Annotated in this window: 21 protein-coding genes; 12 read left to right on the forward strand and 9 right to left on the reverse strand. The window is 46.0% G+C overall.

The window, feature by feature from the left end; translation table 11 throughout:
* Nucleotides 1-167 precede the first annotated feature (167 nt).
* The 4 genes from DU002_RS12370 to DU002_RS12385 all read left to right on the forward strand — a co-directional run bounded on the left by DU002_RS12370 (nt 168) and on the right by DU002_RS12385 (nt 3,425).
* Nucleotides 168-1,313: a trypsin-like serine protease gene (locus tag DU002_RS12370; protein WP_114338706.1), complete on the forward strand. Its 1,146-nt coding sequence runs from the start codon at nt 168-170 to the stop codon at nt 1,311-1,313.
* Nucleotides 1,314-1,589: 276 nt separating this feature from the next.
* Entirely contained in the window at nt 1,590-1,865 is a 276-nt protein-coding gene (locus DU002_RS12375) for a VanZ family protein (protein ID WP_114338837.1), read from the forward strand.
* Nucleotides 1,855-2,766, forward strand: coding sequence for a ketopantoate reductase family protein (locus DU002_RS12380; protein WP_114338707.1), 912 nt, complete (start codon nt 1,855-1,857; stop codon nt 2,764-2,766). The genes DU002_RS12375 and DU002_RS12380 overlap by 11 nt, the downstream gene beginning before the upstream one ends.
* Before the next feature lie 89 nt (nt 2,767-2,855).
* Nucleotides 2,856-3,425 carry a DJ-1 family glyoxalase III gene (locus DU002_RS12385; RefSeq protein ID WP_199405235.1) on the forward strand — a complete coding sequence of 190 codons (570 nt, stop codon included), beginning with the start codon at nt 2,856-2,858 and terminating at the stop codon, nt 3,423-3,425.
* 17 nt (nt 3,426-3,442) lie between these two features.
* Here the strand turns inward: DU002_RS12385 and DU002_RS12390 are convergent, their stop codons facing one another.
* From DU002_RS12390 to DU002_RS12405, 4 genes are all read right to left on the reverse strand, one after another.
* On the reverse strand, nt 3,443-3,790 hold the full coding sequence (locus DU002_RS12390; protein ID WP_114338708.1) for a hypothetical protein: 348 nt from the start codon (nt 3,788-3,790) through the stop codon (nt 3,443-3,445).
* Nucleotides 3,777-4,172: a hypothetical protein gene (locus DU002_RS12395; protein ID WP_114338709.1), complete on the reverse strand. Its 396-nt coding sequence runs from the start codon at nt 4,170-4,172 to the stop codon at nt 3,777-3,779. The genes DU002_RS12390 and DU002_RS12395 overlap by 14 nt, the downstream gene beginning before the upstream one ends.
* Before the next feature lie 80 nt (nt 4,173-4,252).
* On the reverse strand, nt 4,253-4,639 hold the full coding sequence (locus DU002_RS12400; protein WP_114338710.1) for a hypothetical protein: 387 nt from the start codon (nt 4,637-4,639) through the stop codon (nt 4,253-4,255).
* A 122-nt stretch (nt 4,640-4,761) separates the two neighbouring features.
* Nucleotides 4,762-6,012: a DUF819 family protein gene (locus tag DU002_RS12405; protein WP_114338711.1), complete on the reverse strand. Its 1,251-nt coding sequence runs from the start codon at nt 6,010-6,012 to the stop codon at nt 4,762-4,764.
* A 383-nt stretch (nt 6,013-6,395) separates the two neighbouring features.
* Here DU002_RS12405 and DU002_RS12410 point away from each other — a divergent pair, with 383 nt between their 5' ends.
* The 3 genes from DU002_RS12410 (at nt 6,396) to DU002_RS19640 (ending at nt 7,453) form a co-directional block, all read left to right on the forward strand.
* Nucleotides 6,396-6,737: a DUF2141 domain-containing protein gene (locus DU002_RS12410; protein ID WP_158538046.1), complete on the forward strand. Its 342-nt coding sequence runs from the start codon at nt 6,396-6,398 to the stop codon at nt 6,735-6,737.
* Between the two features lie 312 nt (nt 6,738-7,049).
* On the forward strand, nt 7,050-7,259 hold the full coding sequence (locus tag DU002_RS12415) for a DUF2061 domain-containing protein (RefSeq protein WP_114338713.1): 210 nt from the start codon (nt 7,050-7,052) through the stop codon (nt 7,257-7,259).
* 23 nt (nt 7,260-7,282) lie between these two features.
* Nucleotides 7,283-7,453, forward strand: a complete 171-nt coding sequence (locus DU002_RS19640; RefSeq protein WP_407642947.1) for a DUF4250 domain-containing protein — start codon at nt 7,283-7,285, stop codon at nt 7,451-7,453.
* A 335-nt stretch (nt 7,454-7,788) separates the two neighbouring features.
* On the opposite strand, the gene DU002_RS12425 is transcribed toward DU002_RS19640, so the two are convergent.
* Together DU002_RS12425 and DU002_RS12430 are read right to left on the reverse strand one after the other, a co-directional pair.
* Nucleotides 7,789-9,105, reverse strand: a complete 1,317-nt coding sequence (locus DU002_RS12425; RefSeq protein ID WP_114338715.1) for a glycerophosphodiester phosphodiesterase family protein — start codon at nt 9,103-9,105, stop codon at nt 7,789-7,791.
* Between the two features lie 189 nt (nt 9,106-9,294).
* On the reverse strand, nt 9,295-9,648 hold the full coding sequence (locus tag DU002_RS12430; RefSeq protein ID WP_114338716.1) for a DUF805 domain-containing protein: 354 nt from the start codon (nt 9,646-9,648) through the stop codon (nt 9,295-9,297).
* A gap of 255 nt (nt 9,649-9,903) precedes the next feature.
* Here DU002_RS12430 and DU002_RS12435 point away from each other — a divergent pair, with 255 nt between their 5' ends.
* The 3 genes from DU002_RS12435 to DU002_RS12445 all read left to right on the forward strand — a co-directional run bounded on the left by DU002_RS12435 (nt 9,904) and on the right by DU002_RS12445 (nt 11,571).
* Nucleotides 9,904-10,416: a GNAT family N-acetyltransferase gene (locus DU002_RS12435; protein WP_114338717.1), complete on the forward strand. Its 513-nt coding sequence runs from the start codon at nt 9,904-9,906 to the stop codon at nt 10,414-10,416.
* A 100-nt stretch (nt 10,417-10,516) separates the two neighbouring features.
* Nucleotides 10,517-11,065 carry a zf-TFIIB domain-containing protein gene (locus DU002_RS12440; RefSeq protein WP_114338718.1) on the forward strand — a complete coding sequence of 183 codons (549 nt, stop codon included), beginning with the start codon at nt 10,517-10,519 and terminating at the stop codon, nt 11,063-11,065.
* Nucleotides 11,065-11,571, forward strand: coding sequence for a hypothetical protein (locus DU002_RS12445; RefSeq protein WP_114338719.1), 507 nt, complete (start codon nt 11,065-11,067; stop codon nt 11,569-11,571). The genes DU002_RS12440 and DU002_RS12445 overlap by 1 nt, the downstream gene beginning before the upstream one ends.
* An 83-nt stretch (nt 11,572-11,654) precedes the next feature.
* Here DU002_RS12445 and DU002_RS12450 read toward each other — a convergent pair whose 3' ends face one another.
* Both DU002_RS12450 and DU002_RS12455 read right to left on the reverse strand, forming a co-directional pair.
* On the reverse strand, nt 11,655-12,047 hold the full coding sequence (locus DU002_RS12450) for a DUF3192 domain-containing protein (protein ID WP_114338720.1): 393 nt from the start codon (nt 12,045-12,047) through the stop codon (nt 11,655-11,657).
* Nucleotides 12,048-12,277: 230 nt separating this feature from the next.
* Nucleotides 12,278-12,418: an MmcQ/YjbR family DNA-binding protein gene (locus DU002_RS12455; RefSeq protein ID WP_199405236.1), complete on the reverse strand. Its 141-nt coding sequence runs from the start codon at nt 12,416-12,418 to the stop codon at nt 12,278-12,280.
* 60 nt (nt 12,419-12,478) lie between these two features.
* Here DU002_RS12455 and DU002_RS12460 point away from each other — a divergent pair, with 60 nt between their 5' ends.
* Complete coding sequence (locus DU002_RS12460) at nt 12,479-13,984, forward strand: recombinase family protein (RefSeq protein ID WP_114338722.1); 1,506 nt, start codon at nt 12,479-12,481, stop codon at nt 13,982-13,984.
* An 8-nt stretch (nt 13,985-13,992) separates the two neighbouring features.
* On the opposite strand, the gene DU002_RS12465 is transcribed toward DU002_RS12460, so the two are convergent.
* Nucleotides 13,993-14,517 (reverse strand): hypothetical protein, encoded by a 525-nt coding sequence (locus DU002_RS12465; RefSeq protein WP_114338723.1) that lies wholly within the window; start codon nt 14,515-14,517, stop codon nt 13,993-13,995.
* Between the two features lie 189 nt (nt 14,518-14,706).
* On the opposite strand from DU002_RS12465, the gene DU002_RS12470 reads away from it, so the two are divergent.
* The gene (locus DU002_RS12470) at nt 14,707-15,282 is read left to right on the forward strand and encodes a tyrosine-type recombinase/integrase (RefSeq protein ID WP_114338724.1); all 576 of its coding nucleotides are present in this window, start codon (nt 14,707-14,709) and stop codon (nt 15,280-15,282) included.
* Nucleotides 15,283-15,297 lie beyond the last annotated feature (15 nt).

A 15,297-nucleotide genomic window follows, 5' to 3' on the forward strand; every position in this document is an offset into this window, starting at 1 on the left:
AGATGTGCGTCACATTTATTTACAACCCAAAAGTTCAACAGAGCAAAAACTCAATTATATCAAAAAGCTATAACTTGGATTAAATATTGCTTAACACCTTACGTGGCTTTCTTAGCTACAACATTCACGGAAGTAGTACTACATAAAAAATAAAAGGTGGAATCCAGATGAAAAAGCTAATCGCACTCGCTGTAGCGGCGTCGACACTCGCGATCTCCGGCCATGTCTATGCCGGGCCGCTAAGCAACCTGCACTCCAGTAACGTTGCTCCCATGGTTGTAGCGGGTAATCCAAACGACCCGGTTAATCCAGACTCACCGGGTGACCGCGTTGATCCAAACGTAGCAAGCTCGCCTTTTGCTGGTGTTGTAAGCATCTATATTCAATATGAAGATGGTGGTTATATCTGTACTGGCGCGATGATCGATAAATGGCATGTCGCCACCGCGGCACACTGTGTCGACGAGACTGACACAGGCGTTGCTATCGATCTCACCAATCCAAATAACAACCTGTCCATTCAATTAAATAATGATGGTTCATATCGTGATGACCGCGCGGGTAGCATTATTTCAGCACGCAATGCCACCATCCATCCTGACTATGAAGGCTTTGGGATCTGTCCAGATGGTTCGTTTGGTTGTGTTAATGATGACATCGCACTGATTGAATTGAGCAAGCCTGTCGGCGACGACATTCCAATTTATGAATTTCTTGATCGCCCTGTGATGGCCAACGACCAGTTTGTCATGGTCGGCTACGGTACCTCTGGTGATGCCGTCGATGGCTATTACGTGTCTCCAGACTTTGATGTTAAGCGTGTCGGCGCAAACGTCGTCGACCTATTTGAAACCGATGACGAAGGTGATTTCGTTTTCGGCCCTGATAATAGCGAAGGTTTAGCAGAAGTTTGGTACGCCGACTTCGACGGTGATCGTGACAGTGATGGCGTCGTAACCGGCGACGAAGATGCACATTGCTTCTACTACGGTATCTGTAGCGAACAACTGCCAAATGCCAATGACTGGGACAACATGGTTTGGGGTGAAGCCAACATTGGTGGCGGCGACTCTGGTGGCCCATCATTTATTTATGATGAAGCAACCGGCAAGTACCTGTTAGCGGCAAACAACACGTTCGGTATTCCAATCTATGATGGTGCGGGTGGTGACATCTTTGGTGGCATCGTTTACGGCGCTTACAGCGACTGGATAAACAACTATCTGAATACTACTAATGTGCCTGCGCCTGCGCCGTTAGCCTTACTTGGGCTGGGTCTGGTATGCTTGATGCTTAAGCGTAGAAAAGCGTAATTATCTACGTAAGATTCAGTTAGGCGCCTACCATAGGCGCCTTTTTTATGTTTAACGTGCAAAAACTAAATTTACCTTCGCCATGAGGGACTATTATGTGACCCCAAGATACACCTCTGTTAACATGCTGATTGAGTTCACCATTTTTCCGATATCAGACCCATGGCTCTGTTGAAGTCTTTGCTACAAAACCGCTGGATCTACATAATAACGCTGGTTATCTGCGTTATTGTTATCTCAGTTCTGGCATTTAACGACCCTCCAAAACAAGCCTCGATGCCCAACGATAAAATCAGTCATTATCTGGCTTTTTTTGCCCTGGCATTGCTTATCTCCCATGGCCTGTTACTGAAGATCCGTTATCAACTGGTGCTGTTGGGAAGTTACGGGCTGCTCATTGAATGGGTGCAGAGCTATCTTCCTTATCGCACCGCCAGTATTGCGGATTTTGCAGCGGATATGGCTGGTGCCCTCACCTATTATCTGATTGCAGCCATCATCAGCTTAATCTATCGACATTTTTTCCAGCAGGAGACCAACCATGCCAGTTAACCCACATATCACCGTACTCGGCATGGGTGCGCTTGGTCAGCTTTATGCTGGCTCTTTAGCAAAACTAGGCGCACAGGTGACGGGCTTAAGCCGCGCAGGCACAGTGGAGTCCGTTAGTTTTATGACGCCACAAGGGTTGCAGAAAGTCGCCCTGTCGACAGAGCTGCCTGAGCTATATGACATTTTGCTTGTCACGACCAAGGCATACCAAGCCGTTGATGCGGTACAGTCCCATGCCAGAGCGATTGGCCCGAGTACCACGATTGTGTTGTTACACAATGGCATGGGTACCCTGGCACCGTTGAAGAAGCGTTTTCCAGACTGCACCATCTGGTTGGGAACCAGTAGCCACGGTGCCCTGCTAGAGCACGGCATACTCAAGCACACAGGCGCAGGAGAAACCTGGCTAGGATTTGGCTATGGTGATCGTAACAGTGAGCAAGAATCAGCGTTCGCCGAGCTGCTCAATCAAGCATTAACGCCCTGTCAATTTAGCGACAGCATTAACCACAAGCTATGGCTAAAATTAGCTATCAACAGTGTCATCAACCCGCTAACCGCACTGCATCAATGCCGTAATGGCGATCTCAACTCGCAACGCTTTGCGCCACAGATCCAAGCATTGTGTGAGGAGTTCTCCCTCTTAAGTCTCGCAGAGGGGCTTGATCTGAGTCCTGAGTTTATTCAGCAAACGGTTTATCAAGTGATAGATAAGACCGCGGCCAACTACTCCTCGATGAATAGAGATATCTCTGCGAGACGCCCCACGGAAAACAATCAAATATCCGGTTATGTGGTCTCTCGGGCGGCCCATTTTGGCATCGCTGTTCCTACCCACAGCAAGTTATTTGAGACCCTTTGCCGGCTTGAACGCAGACAAAACAGTACCAGCTTACTGTAGAGAATAGTCACCAACTGTCACCGGCCTGTTATTGACATTCTTCTAGCGACCGCTAAAGCTTGAAGCTCTGTCGACAGGAGCCATGTGTTATGACCATCAAGGTGTTAGTCCCGATCGCAGACGGCAGTGAAGAGCTAGAAGCCGTCACCATGATTGATCTGTTAAGACGCGCAGGTATCGATGTCACTGTCGCCAGCTGCACAACTGATGGTGGCTTAGAGATCTGCGCATCGAGAGGCGTCAAGCTGGTCGCCGATCATCATATATCCACACTGACAGATGAACGGTATGCCATGATCGCACTGCCTGGCGGCATGCCGGGCGCAGAGTTATTACGCGACAGTGCCCCGCTTTTAACTCTGTTGACACAACAACAAGGCAACGGCTGGATCGCCGCTATCTGTGCCGCTCCTGCGGTGGTTCTGCACTCCCATGGCTTAATCAAGGGGTCTGCCACCTGCCATCCGGCTTTCCAGGCGCAATTACCAGCAGCGAATTTAATGTCTGATCAGCCCGTGGTCATTGACCATGACAACAGGCTGGTTACCAGTCAGGGACCAGGTACGGCAATGACGTTTGCACTGACGTTGATAGAGATACTCGCCGGTGCAGATAAACGTAAACTCACTGCAGCTCCCTTATGCCTAGCCATCGAGTAACCGGCGAAAAATGCGCCTTAGGGTTTTGCCGGTAAACGTACCGCACTGACCTCTGCAACACCTTTTAACGCGCAGCGTCCGGTAACATAGAGTTGCACCGCACGTTCAGCCAGCATACTCCGAAGCAACAGTTGATAGGCTTGTTCTGCCCCAATCGCTTCGAAGTCGATATAGAACAGTCGCGGATTACTGCAACCGCTGATGTTCTTTTCAACTTCCATTTCAATGGTGTAACGCCCTTTATTGGAAACGGACAACCCTTGCAATGGTGCCGCAACTAACCAGCCAGAATCCGCATAGCTGGAAGGTGCATGCATGATTAGCATAAGTAGCAGCGGCGCAGCACAATATCTAACGCACTTCACAACGAACAGCTCCTAATTCGTCAATATCTAAACTCACTCGGCTGGCCAATGCCCAATCCCCAAGTTTGCCACAGCGCCCCAACGTCGAACTACCATCAGCAAACTGCAAAGAGAACCTCACCACAGCGGCGTTAGATAGTGGCAGGTGGTAAATGGTTTGGCTGTCGAAAGCCGCGACTTCACCGAAGCTGATATGGGTATGCGACAAATCAAACTGCACTGCAGATAATGGCTTAGCGCCGCCATTATTCACTGATATCTGGGGGCGAAGATCCAACAACAACCAAATCACACCCGCCATAATTAACGTCACCAGCAAGCCAAGTCGACGGTAATGTTTTTTGGTTAAAGGAGAAGGGGGATGTTGATTTTTATCACTCATGAATACACTTGCAGTTGCTGACAATCATCTGCTGAGACTAACAGAATTAATAGCAAAAAGAACAAGTAGGGCTAAGCAATTCAAGCTGACGGCGTAGACAAGTGTTGCTCGAGCCAGACAAGAGCCTGTTGTTGGTTTTTAAAAATACCAAAACGCGGCTCTACGCTCAGTGACTCGAAAAGGTGACCAAACATATTGGCATTGGGTGAAACAACCGCTATCGCCTTAGCCCCGTGCTGCAAGCACCAGCGGTAATGTGCTGTGATCAGCTCAATCCCTTGCCTCGTCGTCATGACTTGCTCGCCCAACACCTCAAGCCGGACAAATTCATCGCATGCCCTGTGTTCTATCGCCGTAACACTTTGCGCAACACCCTGTTCGATGCCCTCACAATTAAACGACTCGTTGGCAATAACCGTCAACAGCTGATCGTGCCAGCTTAGCTCAACATACCCATGGGGCTCCACCTGCACACTCCTTAGCCAAATAGTGAACTGCTAGCGGAAAGTGAATAAATGACATTCTAGCTGCCATATCACAGCAAAATATCAGCCAATCAAACCCGTTGACCTATCCCCAGCGCATGAGATTAAACCGCAACCAACTGCAGTAACTGACCACAGAACCACGCCATATAAGTCCCTAATACATATCCAAGCACAGCCAGCAACACACCAACCGGCGCTAATGCAGGATGAAACGCCGAGGCAACAACTGGCGCAGAAGCGGCACCACCGACATTAGCCTGGCTCCCCACCGCCATATAGAACAGTGGTGCTTTAATCAGCTTCGCCACTAACAGCATCAACAGGGCATGAATGACCATCCAGATAGCACCGATCAGGAAATAAAGCGGCGTTTCCACAATAGCGGTGATATCCATGTGCAAGCCTATGGTTGCGATCAAGATATACAGCATCACCGAGCCCACTTTCGACGCGCCCACAGCTTCCAGTTTTCTAGCTTTAGTGAATGACAGCATCAACCCCAGTGTGGTGGCGATAATGATCAGCCAGAAAAAGTGCTTATTAAGGCTTAGCCGGTCGGCAAAACTGACATTGTCTGCAAACCAGGGAGCCAACACATCGGCTAACGCATGACCAATACCAGTCACACCAAAGCCGATAGCGATCATCACCATTAAATCCTTCATATGTGGGATCCGTCCATGCTCAGCGTGGAACTTTTCTACCCGTTCTTTCAGTGCTTCGATAGCCGATGTATCAGCACCGGTTCTTGCATCAATTTTCTTTGCATTACCGGCCATCAGCAGCAGAATGGCCATCCAAATGTTGGCCATGACCACATCCACAGTAGCCATCACAGAGAAGATATGGCCGCCGACATCATAGACCTCTTTCATTGCTGCCTGATTGGCGCCACCGCCGATCCAACTACCAGCAACCGTTGTCATGCCCCGCCATACGGCATCAGGGCCATTACCACCAAGCACTTCTGGAGCAAACACAGAGACCAGCAGAATGGCAATAGGTCCACCGATGACGATGCCTACAGTACCGGTCAAAAACAGAATCACCGCCTTATTGCCCAGCTTCGCAATCGCTTTTAAATCAACACTCAGCGTTAGCAATACCAAACAAGCAGGAAGCAGATAGCGGGACGCAACAAAATAGAGATTAGAATCATGACCATCCACCACGCCAAAGGTGTTTAAAAAGGAGGGTAGGAAATAACACAATAAAATGGCCGGCACATACTTATAGAACTTGCGCCAAAACGGGTGAGAAGAGTAAGCGGTGTAAAAAATACCCCCTAGCATAACGGCCAGGATCCCTAGGATAGTTGCGTCATTGGTAATCAATGCGGTTTCTGCGTGCATGGAAAGATCTACTTCTATTGAATTTTCTATTTATTTCACACCAAAGCGGTAGGAACACTGCCCCAACGCCGGCATGAGCTCTGGAATTTTCGCCCAAGCTTGCCACAATCAATGGCAACATAAAAATCTACCCAGAAATCACTTTGTAAACGCGCCACTAATATTGCTTTCTAACCGTAGTCGCAATCCCCCTAACTTACTGCTAAACATCGCCATTTACGAGTAAACTCTAAATAACACTGCCACCAATGAACAGCTTGGCATTCTTCTTATCTTAAGGGGCCCATAGCATGTACCAAAAACGGCTAACTTTTCTCTTCGCTACCACTATCTGTTGTTGCCAACCAGCTTTAGCGGATGGATTCATTGTGTCAGGCACAGTAATGTTTGCTGGTGCAGGTGATATTTATGTCGCGCTGGTAGATAGAACCAACTTTGACGCACCGAACCAAGCATCACATCAGCTAAAGCTCACCCCGACAAAAACACAGCGTTCACACGGTTCAATAAGATTCAGCTTTGAGAATGTGGCGGTAGGGAGCTACGCCATCAAAACCTTCCTTGATGAAAATGGAAATGGTGAATTAGACATGGGGATGTTCGGCCCACAAGAGCCCTGGGCAATTTTTCAACCTGCAAGTTCCAGTTGGGGCGCACCAGACTTTGAAGAAGTGAAGTTCCTATTAGATAGTTCTATGAGCAATATTGAGCTGCTGCTGGAATAACAGTTTACGCAGTTCTTTTGCAGACGCGTTAATCGAATATACGGCAGAAATTTAATCGAAACACCAAGCGTTGATCCGGTCCATCAATTCACCATTGAATACACACTGGCCAATGGTGAGCAATACGTGATGGCAAGCCCACAGGTGACTTTCGTCGCCGAATAAACAAATATTTTTTCATTCTTCATTTTCAGGGGAGCTCGAAGCTCCCCTTTTTAATAGCTCCAGCCTCTTACAGACATAGATAAAAACCACTAGACACACCAAATGATAATAATTATCATTTACATAAATAAACAAGAGGAATGAAGAATGATTAAAACAATCACTTTTGCTGTAATGCACTTTAGCGTGGCTTTTGCCGTAGCTTATTTACTAACAGGTGACATCATTGTCGGCGGCTTAGTCGCCTTAGTGGAACCAGCGGTAAACACTGTGGCTTACTACTTTCATGAAAAGATCTGGATACGCATCAAGCGTCAGCAAGCGAACAAGATGTTGCCAGCGGTAGAGGGGATATAATGCAAATAAGCCATTTTCAACAGATGGACCCGGATCTGCTGTATAGCTTGATCAATATGAAATTAAGGAATGATTATTCTTCGCTAGCCAGGTTATGCCAAGCGATGGATATAAACGAAGCGGCTCTCATAACAAAGCTCTCTTCTGCCGGTTACCAGTATCAGTCAGCGCAGAACCAATTTCGGCCGACATAATGGCAAATATCCCCTGCCTATCTAGCCTAATGCCGCCCTTAATTTAAAGAGGCTACTGTCACTTCCTTATCAGCCGACTCGCAGTTTTCCCCAGCTCTAAGCATTGACGACAACATAAAACCAAATAACCGTGGTTATTCCCTTCCATGGTAACGACACGGTAGAGAACGTTACAAAAAAGGCGAGACAACTATCGAGTAGGCTATTCAGCCTTTTCTTAACTGTGCGGTGCACTGATTAGATAACACCAATCGCATATAAATAAAGCCCGCACCTATTAGCACGGGCCATGTAAAACCGGTAAAACGGCGGTTACTCTCCCAAAGAGAGAAACACTATTTCCCCATACAATTAGCGTAGAAAGTTGTCGTGGCTGGCCAGTCAGAAAAGACACCTATCACACCTACATCATTCGCCAACACGTGCAACACTTCCAAAGTATCGCCATCGCGATGGATCACATCTAACCCGCCCGTGTCACCATTGAGGGATTGGTAATACCAACCACCATTGTCTTTCAACAACCCCGAACGCTCCAATTTCCAAGTAATGAGCTTGAGCCCCACGGCTTGCGCGTTCAATGCGTATTGTGACGGTACAATCGCTCCCTCAGCATTCACATCAAGCAACATCCACATTGGCGGTGCCAACACGCGCACACCCTGATCTACCCATTGCTGCATCTTAGCTTGACTAACATGGGTATCGTAGACGCCATCTAGCAGCACCGCTTGCTGACTAAACTCACTGTGTTGGTTAATCCAATAGATCACATCGGCGTAGTTAAACGACTGTGGCCAGACTCGCTTAGGATGAATCCCTGCAGCCACATATTCGTTGATCATCTGTGAAGCATATTGCTGCTGCGTATAATCACCTTCAAATGGCATTGGCACTGAGGGAGACTTAAGCTCAGGAGTGAAATCAACATTCAGTGAGTCTAACAATACAATGCTTTCTGCATGGGTTAGAAGCGTGCCTGGACCGGTATAAATGTCAGTACGCCAATCCGCGGTGGCATTCATATACTCCTCAATACTGGTGGCATCAAGGTTGGCAGCATCCATTTTACCCTGCAGAGATTTAAACTCGGCAAGCGTTATATCACTGGTACAACATTGAATATCCGCAGCGTTCGCCAGCTTACCATCAACATCAAACAGAGGCGGTACGGCACACTTATCGGCTAACGGTGTCGCTAGAATATTGGTGGTGCTATGCAGATCACACTGAGAATGGCGACATACCAGCTCACGGTCTTGAGTAAAGGTCACGTCACACTCAACGATCCCCGCTCCCATTTTTGCTGCGGCCACATAAGACTCTCGGGTGTGCTCGGGAAACTGCATCGGTGCACCACGGTGGCCGATAGAAAACTTAGAAGGGTGAAAAACACCCCGTTTACACCGCTTCAATTTCTCTTTCAATGGACTCTGCGCCATATCATCCAGCAGAAAGAATGGACGAGGCCCTAACTGCACGTTGCCGTTTAAGCGGCTGAACTGCGGCGGCACGTTAACAACGATGGGGTTATCAGGATCTTTGACGATAGGTGGCTCAATCTGTGGCTTAACAGCTGCATTGGCCCAACATGTTACGGTTATAGAGACCAAACCAAGGAGCAGGGCCGAAGCCACTGTCACTAAACGCATAACGCCTCCTAAATAAGCTTAGTTAAATGGAAGTGATCGACGGCAAACTGACTGCGGCTAAACATACTTTGCCGATATGACGTAGTGATGGCATACGTTTGATAGAAATAAGACAGGGGCCGATAAAAGCCAATAATTTACAAAAAAAAAGGACGCAAATGCGTCCTTTTATTCAGTGCCTAATTAAATTTAAGGCGCTGTAGCTACCTTAGGGTTTGGACCGAAATCATTCTCACCTTCAGCGCTGTCAATCAGCATGAAGATTAACAGGATGATACCGCCAACCATAGGCACCAAAACAATCCAGTACCACCAGCCGGAGCGACCAGTGTCATGCAGACGACGCACAGTGACTGAGATGCTAGGAATGATCAAACCGAGCATAGTCACAACAGTGAAAATTGGAATCCCGATCACGGCATCAATAACAACAGCCACGATAACAGTCAGGAGATAAAACAGGGCAAAGTACCAATACTCACAACGACGCGCACGTCCTGCAAAAGTTGCATACTTCTTAAGTGCGGCAAGAAACCAACTCATAACAACATCCTATTGTGTATTACTAAATTCTGTAGAGGATAATTTAGAGGAAAGTGGCATTCGGCGGCAATAGCCTGAGCAAAAGTGTGTGAACCACGACTAGAAATAGCTCGCAATAAGCCAATGTTGGGCACCTTTTACCAGCAATAAAAGCTATAAACATCGGTTTCATGCTAAAAATAGGCTCTTCGCCCTGTGATCCACTCATTACATGGCGCCGCAGAGCTAATTTTCAGCTAGAAAGGCAACGTTTTGATGACCACGCGGATCGAAACACCACGGTTAATCATGCGAGAGTTCACCCTTGAGGATGTCGAGGCGGTATTCGAGTTTGGCACTCATGCTGAAGTCTCGCGCTATACCGGCGATGCGGGAGATATGACAACCTTGGCGGATGCTGAGCAGGTGATCCGTGATGTCTGGCTCGCAGAGTACCAACAATATGGCTACGCCCGTTATGCCCTGGTACATAAGGCGGATAATCGAGTTATCGGCTTCTGTGGCCTGAAATATATGCCACAGTTCAATGCACCAGACATCGGCTATCGCATGCTGCCGGAATATTGGGGGCAAGGCATAGGTTTAGAAGCGGTTGCAGCCACCCTCACCTACGCCAAAAACCAACTCGGCATCAACCACATCGTAGGAGAGGTCGTTACCGAGAACCATGCTTCCAGTAAGATTCTCATGCGCCTTGGCTTCAAACATACTGAGCAGTATGAAAAGTTAGGGTTCACCATCAATCGCTATGACTATAAGACGCAATAACCAAGCCAATTTTTGCGCAAGTCGATTGTTTAATCAGCTGTTTTTATTGCAAAATGGTTGAGATTAAACGCCCACTATTTGATAACAAGGACGACAGTTCATGAAGTGTACTAGCTGTAAACAAGGCAATTTAGTGCCCAGTTTTATCGACGGCCTATTCCGCGCTCATACCTGTAACCATTGCGAAGGTAATTGGCTACTCATCGAAGACTACGTCAGCTGGAAAGAGCAACATCCTGATCACCCATTTGCATCTAATGCATCTTTAGAAGCGGAAGACAGTAAAACAGCCCTCTTCTGCCCTGTCTCGGGCACCATCATGCGCAAGTTCAAATTATCCGCTGACACTGCCCACCGCATTGACTACAGCGCTGCTGTTGGTGGTGTTTGGCTAGATAAAGGCGAATGGGAACTGCTGAAAAAAGAGGGGCTGGCAGGCTCACTGAATAGCGTACTGACCCAACAATGGCAGCGCTCTATTCAGCAACAAAGCAGTCAGCAAACCTTTGCCGAGCTTTATCGAGAAAAATTTGGTGAAGCCGGTTACCAAAAAGCAAAAGAGCTCCGCGCCTGGCTCAGCGAACAACCTAACAAAGCCGATCTACGTGCTTATCTGTTAGCTGAAGACCCTTACTGCGCAGAAAAATAGTGCCTTTTACGCCATTTCATCTGGGGCCGGGGCTGCTTATCAAGGCTCTGTTTCAAGGCAGCTTCAGCCTGATGGTGTTTGGCTGGAGTCAGATTGTTATGGATATCCAGCCCCTCATTGTCTTACTGACGGGAGAGGGGCACCTGCACGGTTTTAGCCATACATTTATTGGCGCCAGCCTGCTCTCCACCCTGTCTTGTGTCAGCGGTAAATACCTTGGCGAGTGGGGGCTCCGTTTGCTCGCTTTGCGCTCGCGCTCTGCACCCCATTTACCCATTAGCTGGCCAGTTGCTGCGATATCAGCAGCGATAGGCTGCTACAGCCACGTACTGCTAGATGCGCTGATGCATGGTGATCTGCAACCTTGGTGGCCGATATCTCTCGAAAATCCGATATTGGGCATGATATCGGCGTCAACCTTACACCAGGCATGCCTCTACGCTGGTCTATTGGGCGCAGCGGGATTGGTTACTGTTAACTCTTGGCAAAAGAGGTCCACTCAGTAACGAAACTGTCGCTGTGCCGCCGTTAACTGAGCTGCAGCTTAAGAGCCGAAATTGTGCGGTGATCATCGATGGAGCTTTTCTCACTACAACGCATCGATATAACGCTTATAAGTCCCCTCACCGAATGCGACCAACTCACCATTTTTAAACAACAAAGGCGTGCATTCATCCTTGGTCGTTTTGGCGTCCGAGCTGACATGTTGGGTACGGTAGAATACAACTTGATAGGTATAGTCTTCGAACGTGATCGCCTCTGCGATATCCGGTGCGCCAAGCTCCTCAATGATTGTGGATTGTAGTATTGGTGTGTCTAGGCTGAGACTGTTTATATAATTACGGTTATAAACCTGCCGGTCTTCCCAATCCATATTTTCAGGATAACTGCCCATCACTTTATCCCAGGAATACACACCCAGCCCGTAAACCAGTAGGCCAGCAATGACGATTTTTCCAAGTATGCGATTGTCTTTGTTCATGGCCATCCTTACTGCGCTCTGCAACTATTACCTGTCTCCCATTTTAGATTACAGGGTCTCGCCCAGATTGCACTGGCTAACCCCGGCTAAAATGTTTCAAATTAAAACAAACGCCAACCCAGCCCTTTCAAAACAGCACGCGCCGTGAACATGAAAAGGAGTGATTACTCATCAGGACGTTCAATTGTAATGTAATTGAGTGCCTAGATAAGGCTGGTCGATTCAGGGTTTCAGTCAGCCAATAACCCAATTTGCTGCTTCTTAGGCAAGGTCGCGACGACTAAACTGAATGAGTTATCAATCATTCTAGACAGCTCACCTTGCGGTACACTGCCGTCGCATATCACGGTATTCCAATGCTTTTTAATCATATAAACACAAACACTATTACTGTATAGTTGAGCAATTAACATACAACAAGTGACTATAATATGTTTTGCTACTCATATGCTCGTGTTTCTAGCCGCCACCAAGTGGATAAACATGGCATTACTCGACAGGTCAAAGCAGCGCGAGTATGGGCTGAGCGTAATGGGCATGAGTTGATAGAGATATCAGATAAAGGCTTAAGTGCGTATACAGGTAAGCATACCCAAAAAGGAAACCTTGGAAAGTTTATTGCGGCAGTAGGTGCAGGCGAAATTCCTGCAGGCTCAATCTTAATAGTTGAAGCATTAGACAGACTATCTAGGCAAGATATTCTTACCCAACTTAATCAGTTCATTAACCTTCTCGACAATGATATAGAAATTGTCACTCTATCAGACGGTATGCACTTTACCAAAAAGTCAGTTGGAGATAACTGGGCTGAGTTAATTATAAGTATTGCGATGATGGTAAAAGGTAATGATGAAAGTAAACTTAAAGGGCAACGAATAAAGTCTGCTAGAGAGAACAGCCACAATAAGGCTGACCAGGGTCAGCATATTATTACTAGGCAAGTTCCTTTTTGGTGCGAAATTAAAAATAACACCGTAATTGAAAATCACCACGCTGCAGCTGTGAGAAGAATGTTTGAACTATCACTCGAAGGAAAAGGGGCTATCACTATTGCCAGAAAACTGAACGAAGAATCTGTACCTTGCTATACTGGGGCTAGAAAATCGAAACATAACTGGAATATGCAGAAGGTTCATCGAGTATTAAAAAACCCTGCCACTTACGGACTATTTGTACCGGAAGGCGATTATCAAGAAAAAGAAAATTACTACCCACAGGTTATATCAAAAACGGATTTTATGACGGTTCAAGGGCTTATAGAAAAACGTAGAAAAAATAAGGTCAAAAGTGCTTCTCCAAATAACCTATTCAGCGGCGTATTAAAATGCCAATGTGGTTCACATTATTCTTTTGGCACATCAAAAACTGGTCGATTTGAAGGAAGCCAGAGGTTTCTAAAATGCAACCGTAAAACTTTTGGTGAAAAGTGTGAAAATCCGAGGCTTTGGTACTTCCCTTTTGAAAAATTAATGCTTAGTTCTGTGTTAGAACTCCAATATCACAAACAAGCCGGCACAATTGATGAAACCATTGCAATGAAGGCAGAAATTGAAAGATTAGAACAACAAAACCAAAACCTTGTCGACCTTATTATTGCAGGCAATGGCTCTGAATTAATGGCAAAAAAATCGAAAGAGATTGAAGAAGCAATATCTAAAATTAAGTGGGATATTTTTACATATCGCCATAAGAAGTCTATTTCACCAAACTTGGCATATAAACAAGATGAAATTGTAGAAATTCAAGATTTAAAAAATGCTGATTTACGTGAAAGCGTTCAAAACCAAATTCTATCAGTAGTAGAAGAAGTAATAGTATTTCCAGAGCACTTTAAAGTGAACCTATCAAATGGACTTACTTATGAAATAACCCCTAAAGAAAAAAATAGCAGCAAGTTGGCAAATAAAAGCCTCACTTCAAACAAAAGATTGTTTTAATAATTTTACTAGCCGTAGCCTTTATCAAGTGAGTCTTGGATTCGCATACATGTTTCTTTTAGACGATTCATATGCAGCGCCTTATAGTAGTCTTCCTCGCGCTCCGCATTACGTTGGCGCTTTTCTTTTTCAATGTCGGCTAACTGCTTCATTTTCTCTTTTTCCAATTCACCGCGCTGTTTTAGTTTTTCTCGCTCTAATTCACCGCGTTGCTTAATCTTTTCTTTTTCTAACTCAGTGTCACGGTCTAGTTTATCCTTTTGTGCTTCTATTGCTGTTTGTGTGGCGGCTTCATCTTGGTTGCCATACATTAGGTGAACAAACTTTTTATGGTCTGCTATTTCTGCTTTACGGGCATCGCTTTTATGGCGCATCTTTCTAAGCGCACGCAAAGTAAGCCTAGGCCTGCGAGTGTCTGGATAATCATATTCCTGTGGCTTCTGATTGTCGTATTCAATTTCATTAGTGTACTGATTAATAAGTTGCCCTGACGTATATGGTTTAGGTGATAAGTCTATTTCGTATAGTCTCATGAGTTGTCTCCTTTCCATTATTTATCAGGCAGTTCAAGCGCGTAACAAATCACATGAAAGTACACAAAGATGGGATTATGACTAAAGACTTTGATTTCATTAATGAAAATAACTGACCTAAAAAGGCTGCCCGATTAAATCCCAGAAAATATAATAAAAACCAGTAAATGATGGGATTTAGAGGTGAACATGGCAAAACAAGCAGGCATATTAACTAACGCAGAATTTAAGCGTACTTTGGCAGTAGCAAAGGCTGGTAAGCACGGAGAGCGCAACGCTATGGCGCTTTGTTTATCTTTTTATGCTGGACTTCGCGCTAAAGAAATTAGCAGTATTAAAATTGGTGACGTGTTTACCAATAAGCAAGAAGTTGTGTCACTTGCCAATTTAACCAAAGAGCAAACCAAAGGCTCTAAATCGCGCACGTTTGCCGTTAACAGTAAATTAGCCGTAGCATTACGCACTTACCATGAGCAAATGGACTTAGCACAATATGACAGCAGCGAGCCGCTACTACGCAGTCAAAAAGGCAAAGCAATTACGCCAAACTCTATGACTTGTATCTTAATTAAACTATATAAAGACGCTGGACTTGAGAAAAAGTCTGGTCATAGCGGTAGACGTTCATTTTTAACCAACTTAGCCGACAAAGGCGTTGGCATTCACATTTTGAAAGAGTTGGCTGGACACCAAAATATCCAAACTACGGCTAGGTACTTGGCTACCTCGCCAACTAAATTATTGAATGCGGCAGAATTACTTTAATCACTAAAAGATCAA

Source organism: Corallincola holothuriorum (genome assembly GCF_003336225.1).
Taxonomy (GTDB): domain Bacteria; phylum Pseudomonadota; class Gammaproteobacteria; order Enterobacterales; family Neiellaceae; genus Corallincola; species Corallincola holothuriorum.

What these genes read in the sequence shown, in the direction of transcription:
- DU002_RS12370 (WP_114338706.1), top strand. Translation starts at nt 168, where the DNA reads ATGAAAAAGCTAATCGCACTCGCTGTAGCGGCGTCGACACTCGCGATC.
- DU002_RS12375 (WP_114338837.1), top strand. Translation starts at nt 1,590, where the DNA reads ATGCCCAACGATAAAATCAGTCATTATCTGGCTTTTTTTGCCCTGGCA.
- DU002_RS12380 (WP_114338707.1), top strand. Translation starts at nt 1,855, where the DNA reads ATGCCAGTTAACCCACATATCACCGTACTCGGCATGGGTGCGCTTGGT.
- DU002_RS12385 (WP_199405235.1), top strand. Translation starts at nt 2,856, where the DNA reads ATGACCATCAAGGTGTTAGTCCCGATCGCAGACGGCAGTGAAGAGCTA.
- DU002_RS12395 (WP_114338709.1), bottom strand. Translation starts at nt 4,172, where the DNA reads ATGAGTGATAAAAATCAACATCCCCCTTCTCCTTTAACCAAAAAACAT.
- DU002_RS12405 (WP_114338711.1), bottom strand. Translation starts at nt 6,012, where the DNA reads ATGCACGCAGAAACCGCATTGATTACCAATGACGCAACTATCCTAGGG.
- DU002_RS12410 (WP_158538046.1), top strand. Translation starts at nt 6,396, where the DNA reads ATGTTTGCTGGTGCAGGTGATATTTATGTCGCGCTGGTAGATAGAACC.
- DU002_RS12415 (WP_114338713.1), top strand. Translation starts at nt 7,050, where the DNA reads ATGATTAAAACAATCACTTTTGCTGTAATGCACTTTAGCGTGGCTTTT.
- DU002_RS19640 (WP_407642947.1), top strand. Translation starts at nt 7,283, where the DNA reads ATGGACCCGGATCTGCTGTATAGCTTGATCAATATGAAATTAAGGAAT.
- DU002_RS12425 (WP_114338715.1), bottom strand. Translation starts at nt 9,105, where the DNA reads ATGCGTTTAGTGACAGTGGCTTCGGCCCTGCTCCTTGGTTTGGTCTCT.
- DU002_RS12430 (WP_114338716.1), bottom strand. Translation starts at nt 9,648, where the DNA reads ATGAGTTGGTTTCTTGCCGCACTTAAGAAGTATGCAACTTTTGCAGGA.
- DU002_RS12435 (WP_114338717.1), top strand. Translation starts at nt 9,904, where the DNA reads ATGACCACGCGGATCGAAACACCACGGTTAATCATGCGAGAGTTCACC.
- DU002_RS12440 (WP_114338718.1), top strand. Translation starts at nt 10,517, where the DNA reads ATGAAGTGTACTAGCTGTAAACAAGGCAATTTAGTGCCCAGTTTTATC.
- DU002_RS12450 (WP_114338720.1), bottom strand. Translation starts at nt 12,047, where the DNA reads ATGAACAAAGACAATCGCATACTTGGAAAAATCGTCATTGCTGGCCTA.
- DU002_RS12455 (WP_199405236.1), bottom strand. Translation starts at nt 12,418, where the DNA reads ATGATTAAAAAGCATTGGAATACCGTGATATGCGACGGCAGTGTACCG.
- DU002_RS12460 (WP_114338722.1), top strand. Translation starts at nt 12,479, where the DNA reads ATGTTTTGCTACTCATATGCTCGTGTTTCTAGCCGCCACCAAGTGGAT.
- DU002_RS12465 (WP_114338723.1), bottom strand. Translation starts at nt 14,517, where the DNA reads ATGAGACTATACGAAATAGACTTATCACCTAAACCATATACGTCAGGG.
- DU002_RS12470 (WP_114338724.1), top strand. Translation starts at nt 14,707, where the DNA reads ATGGCAAAACAAGCAGGCATATTAACTAACGCAGAATTTAAGCGTACT.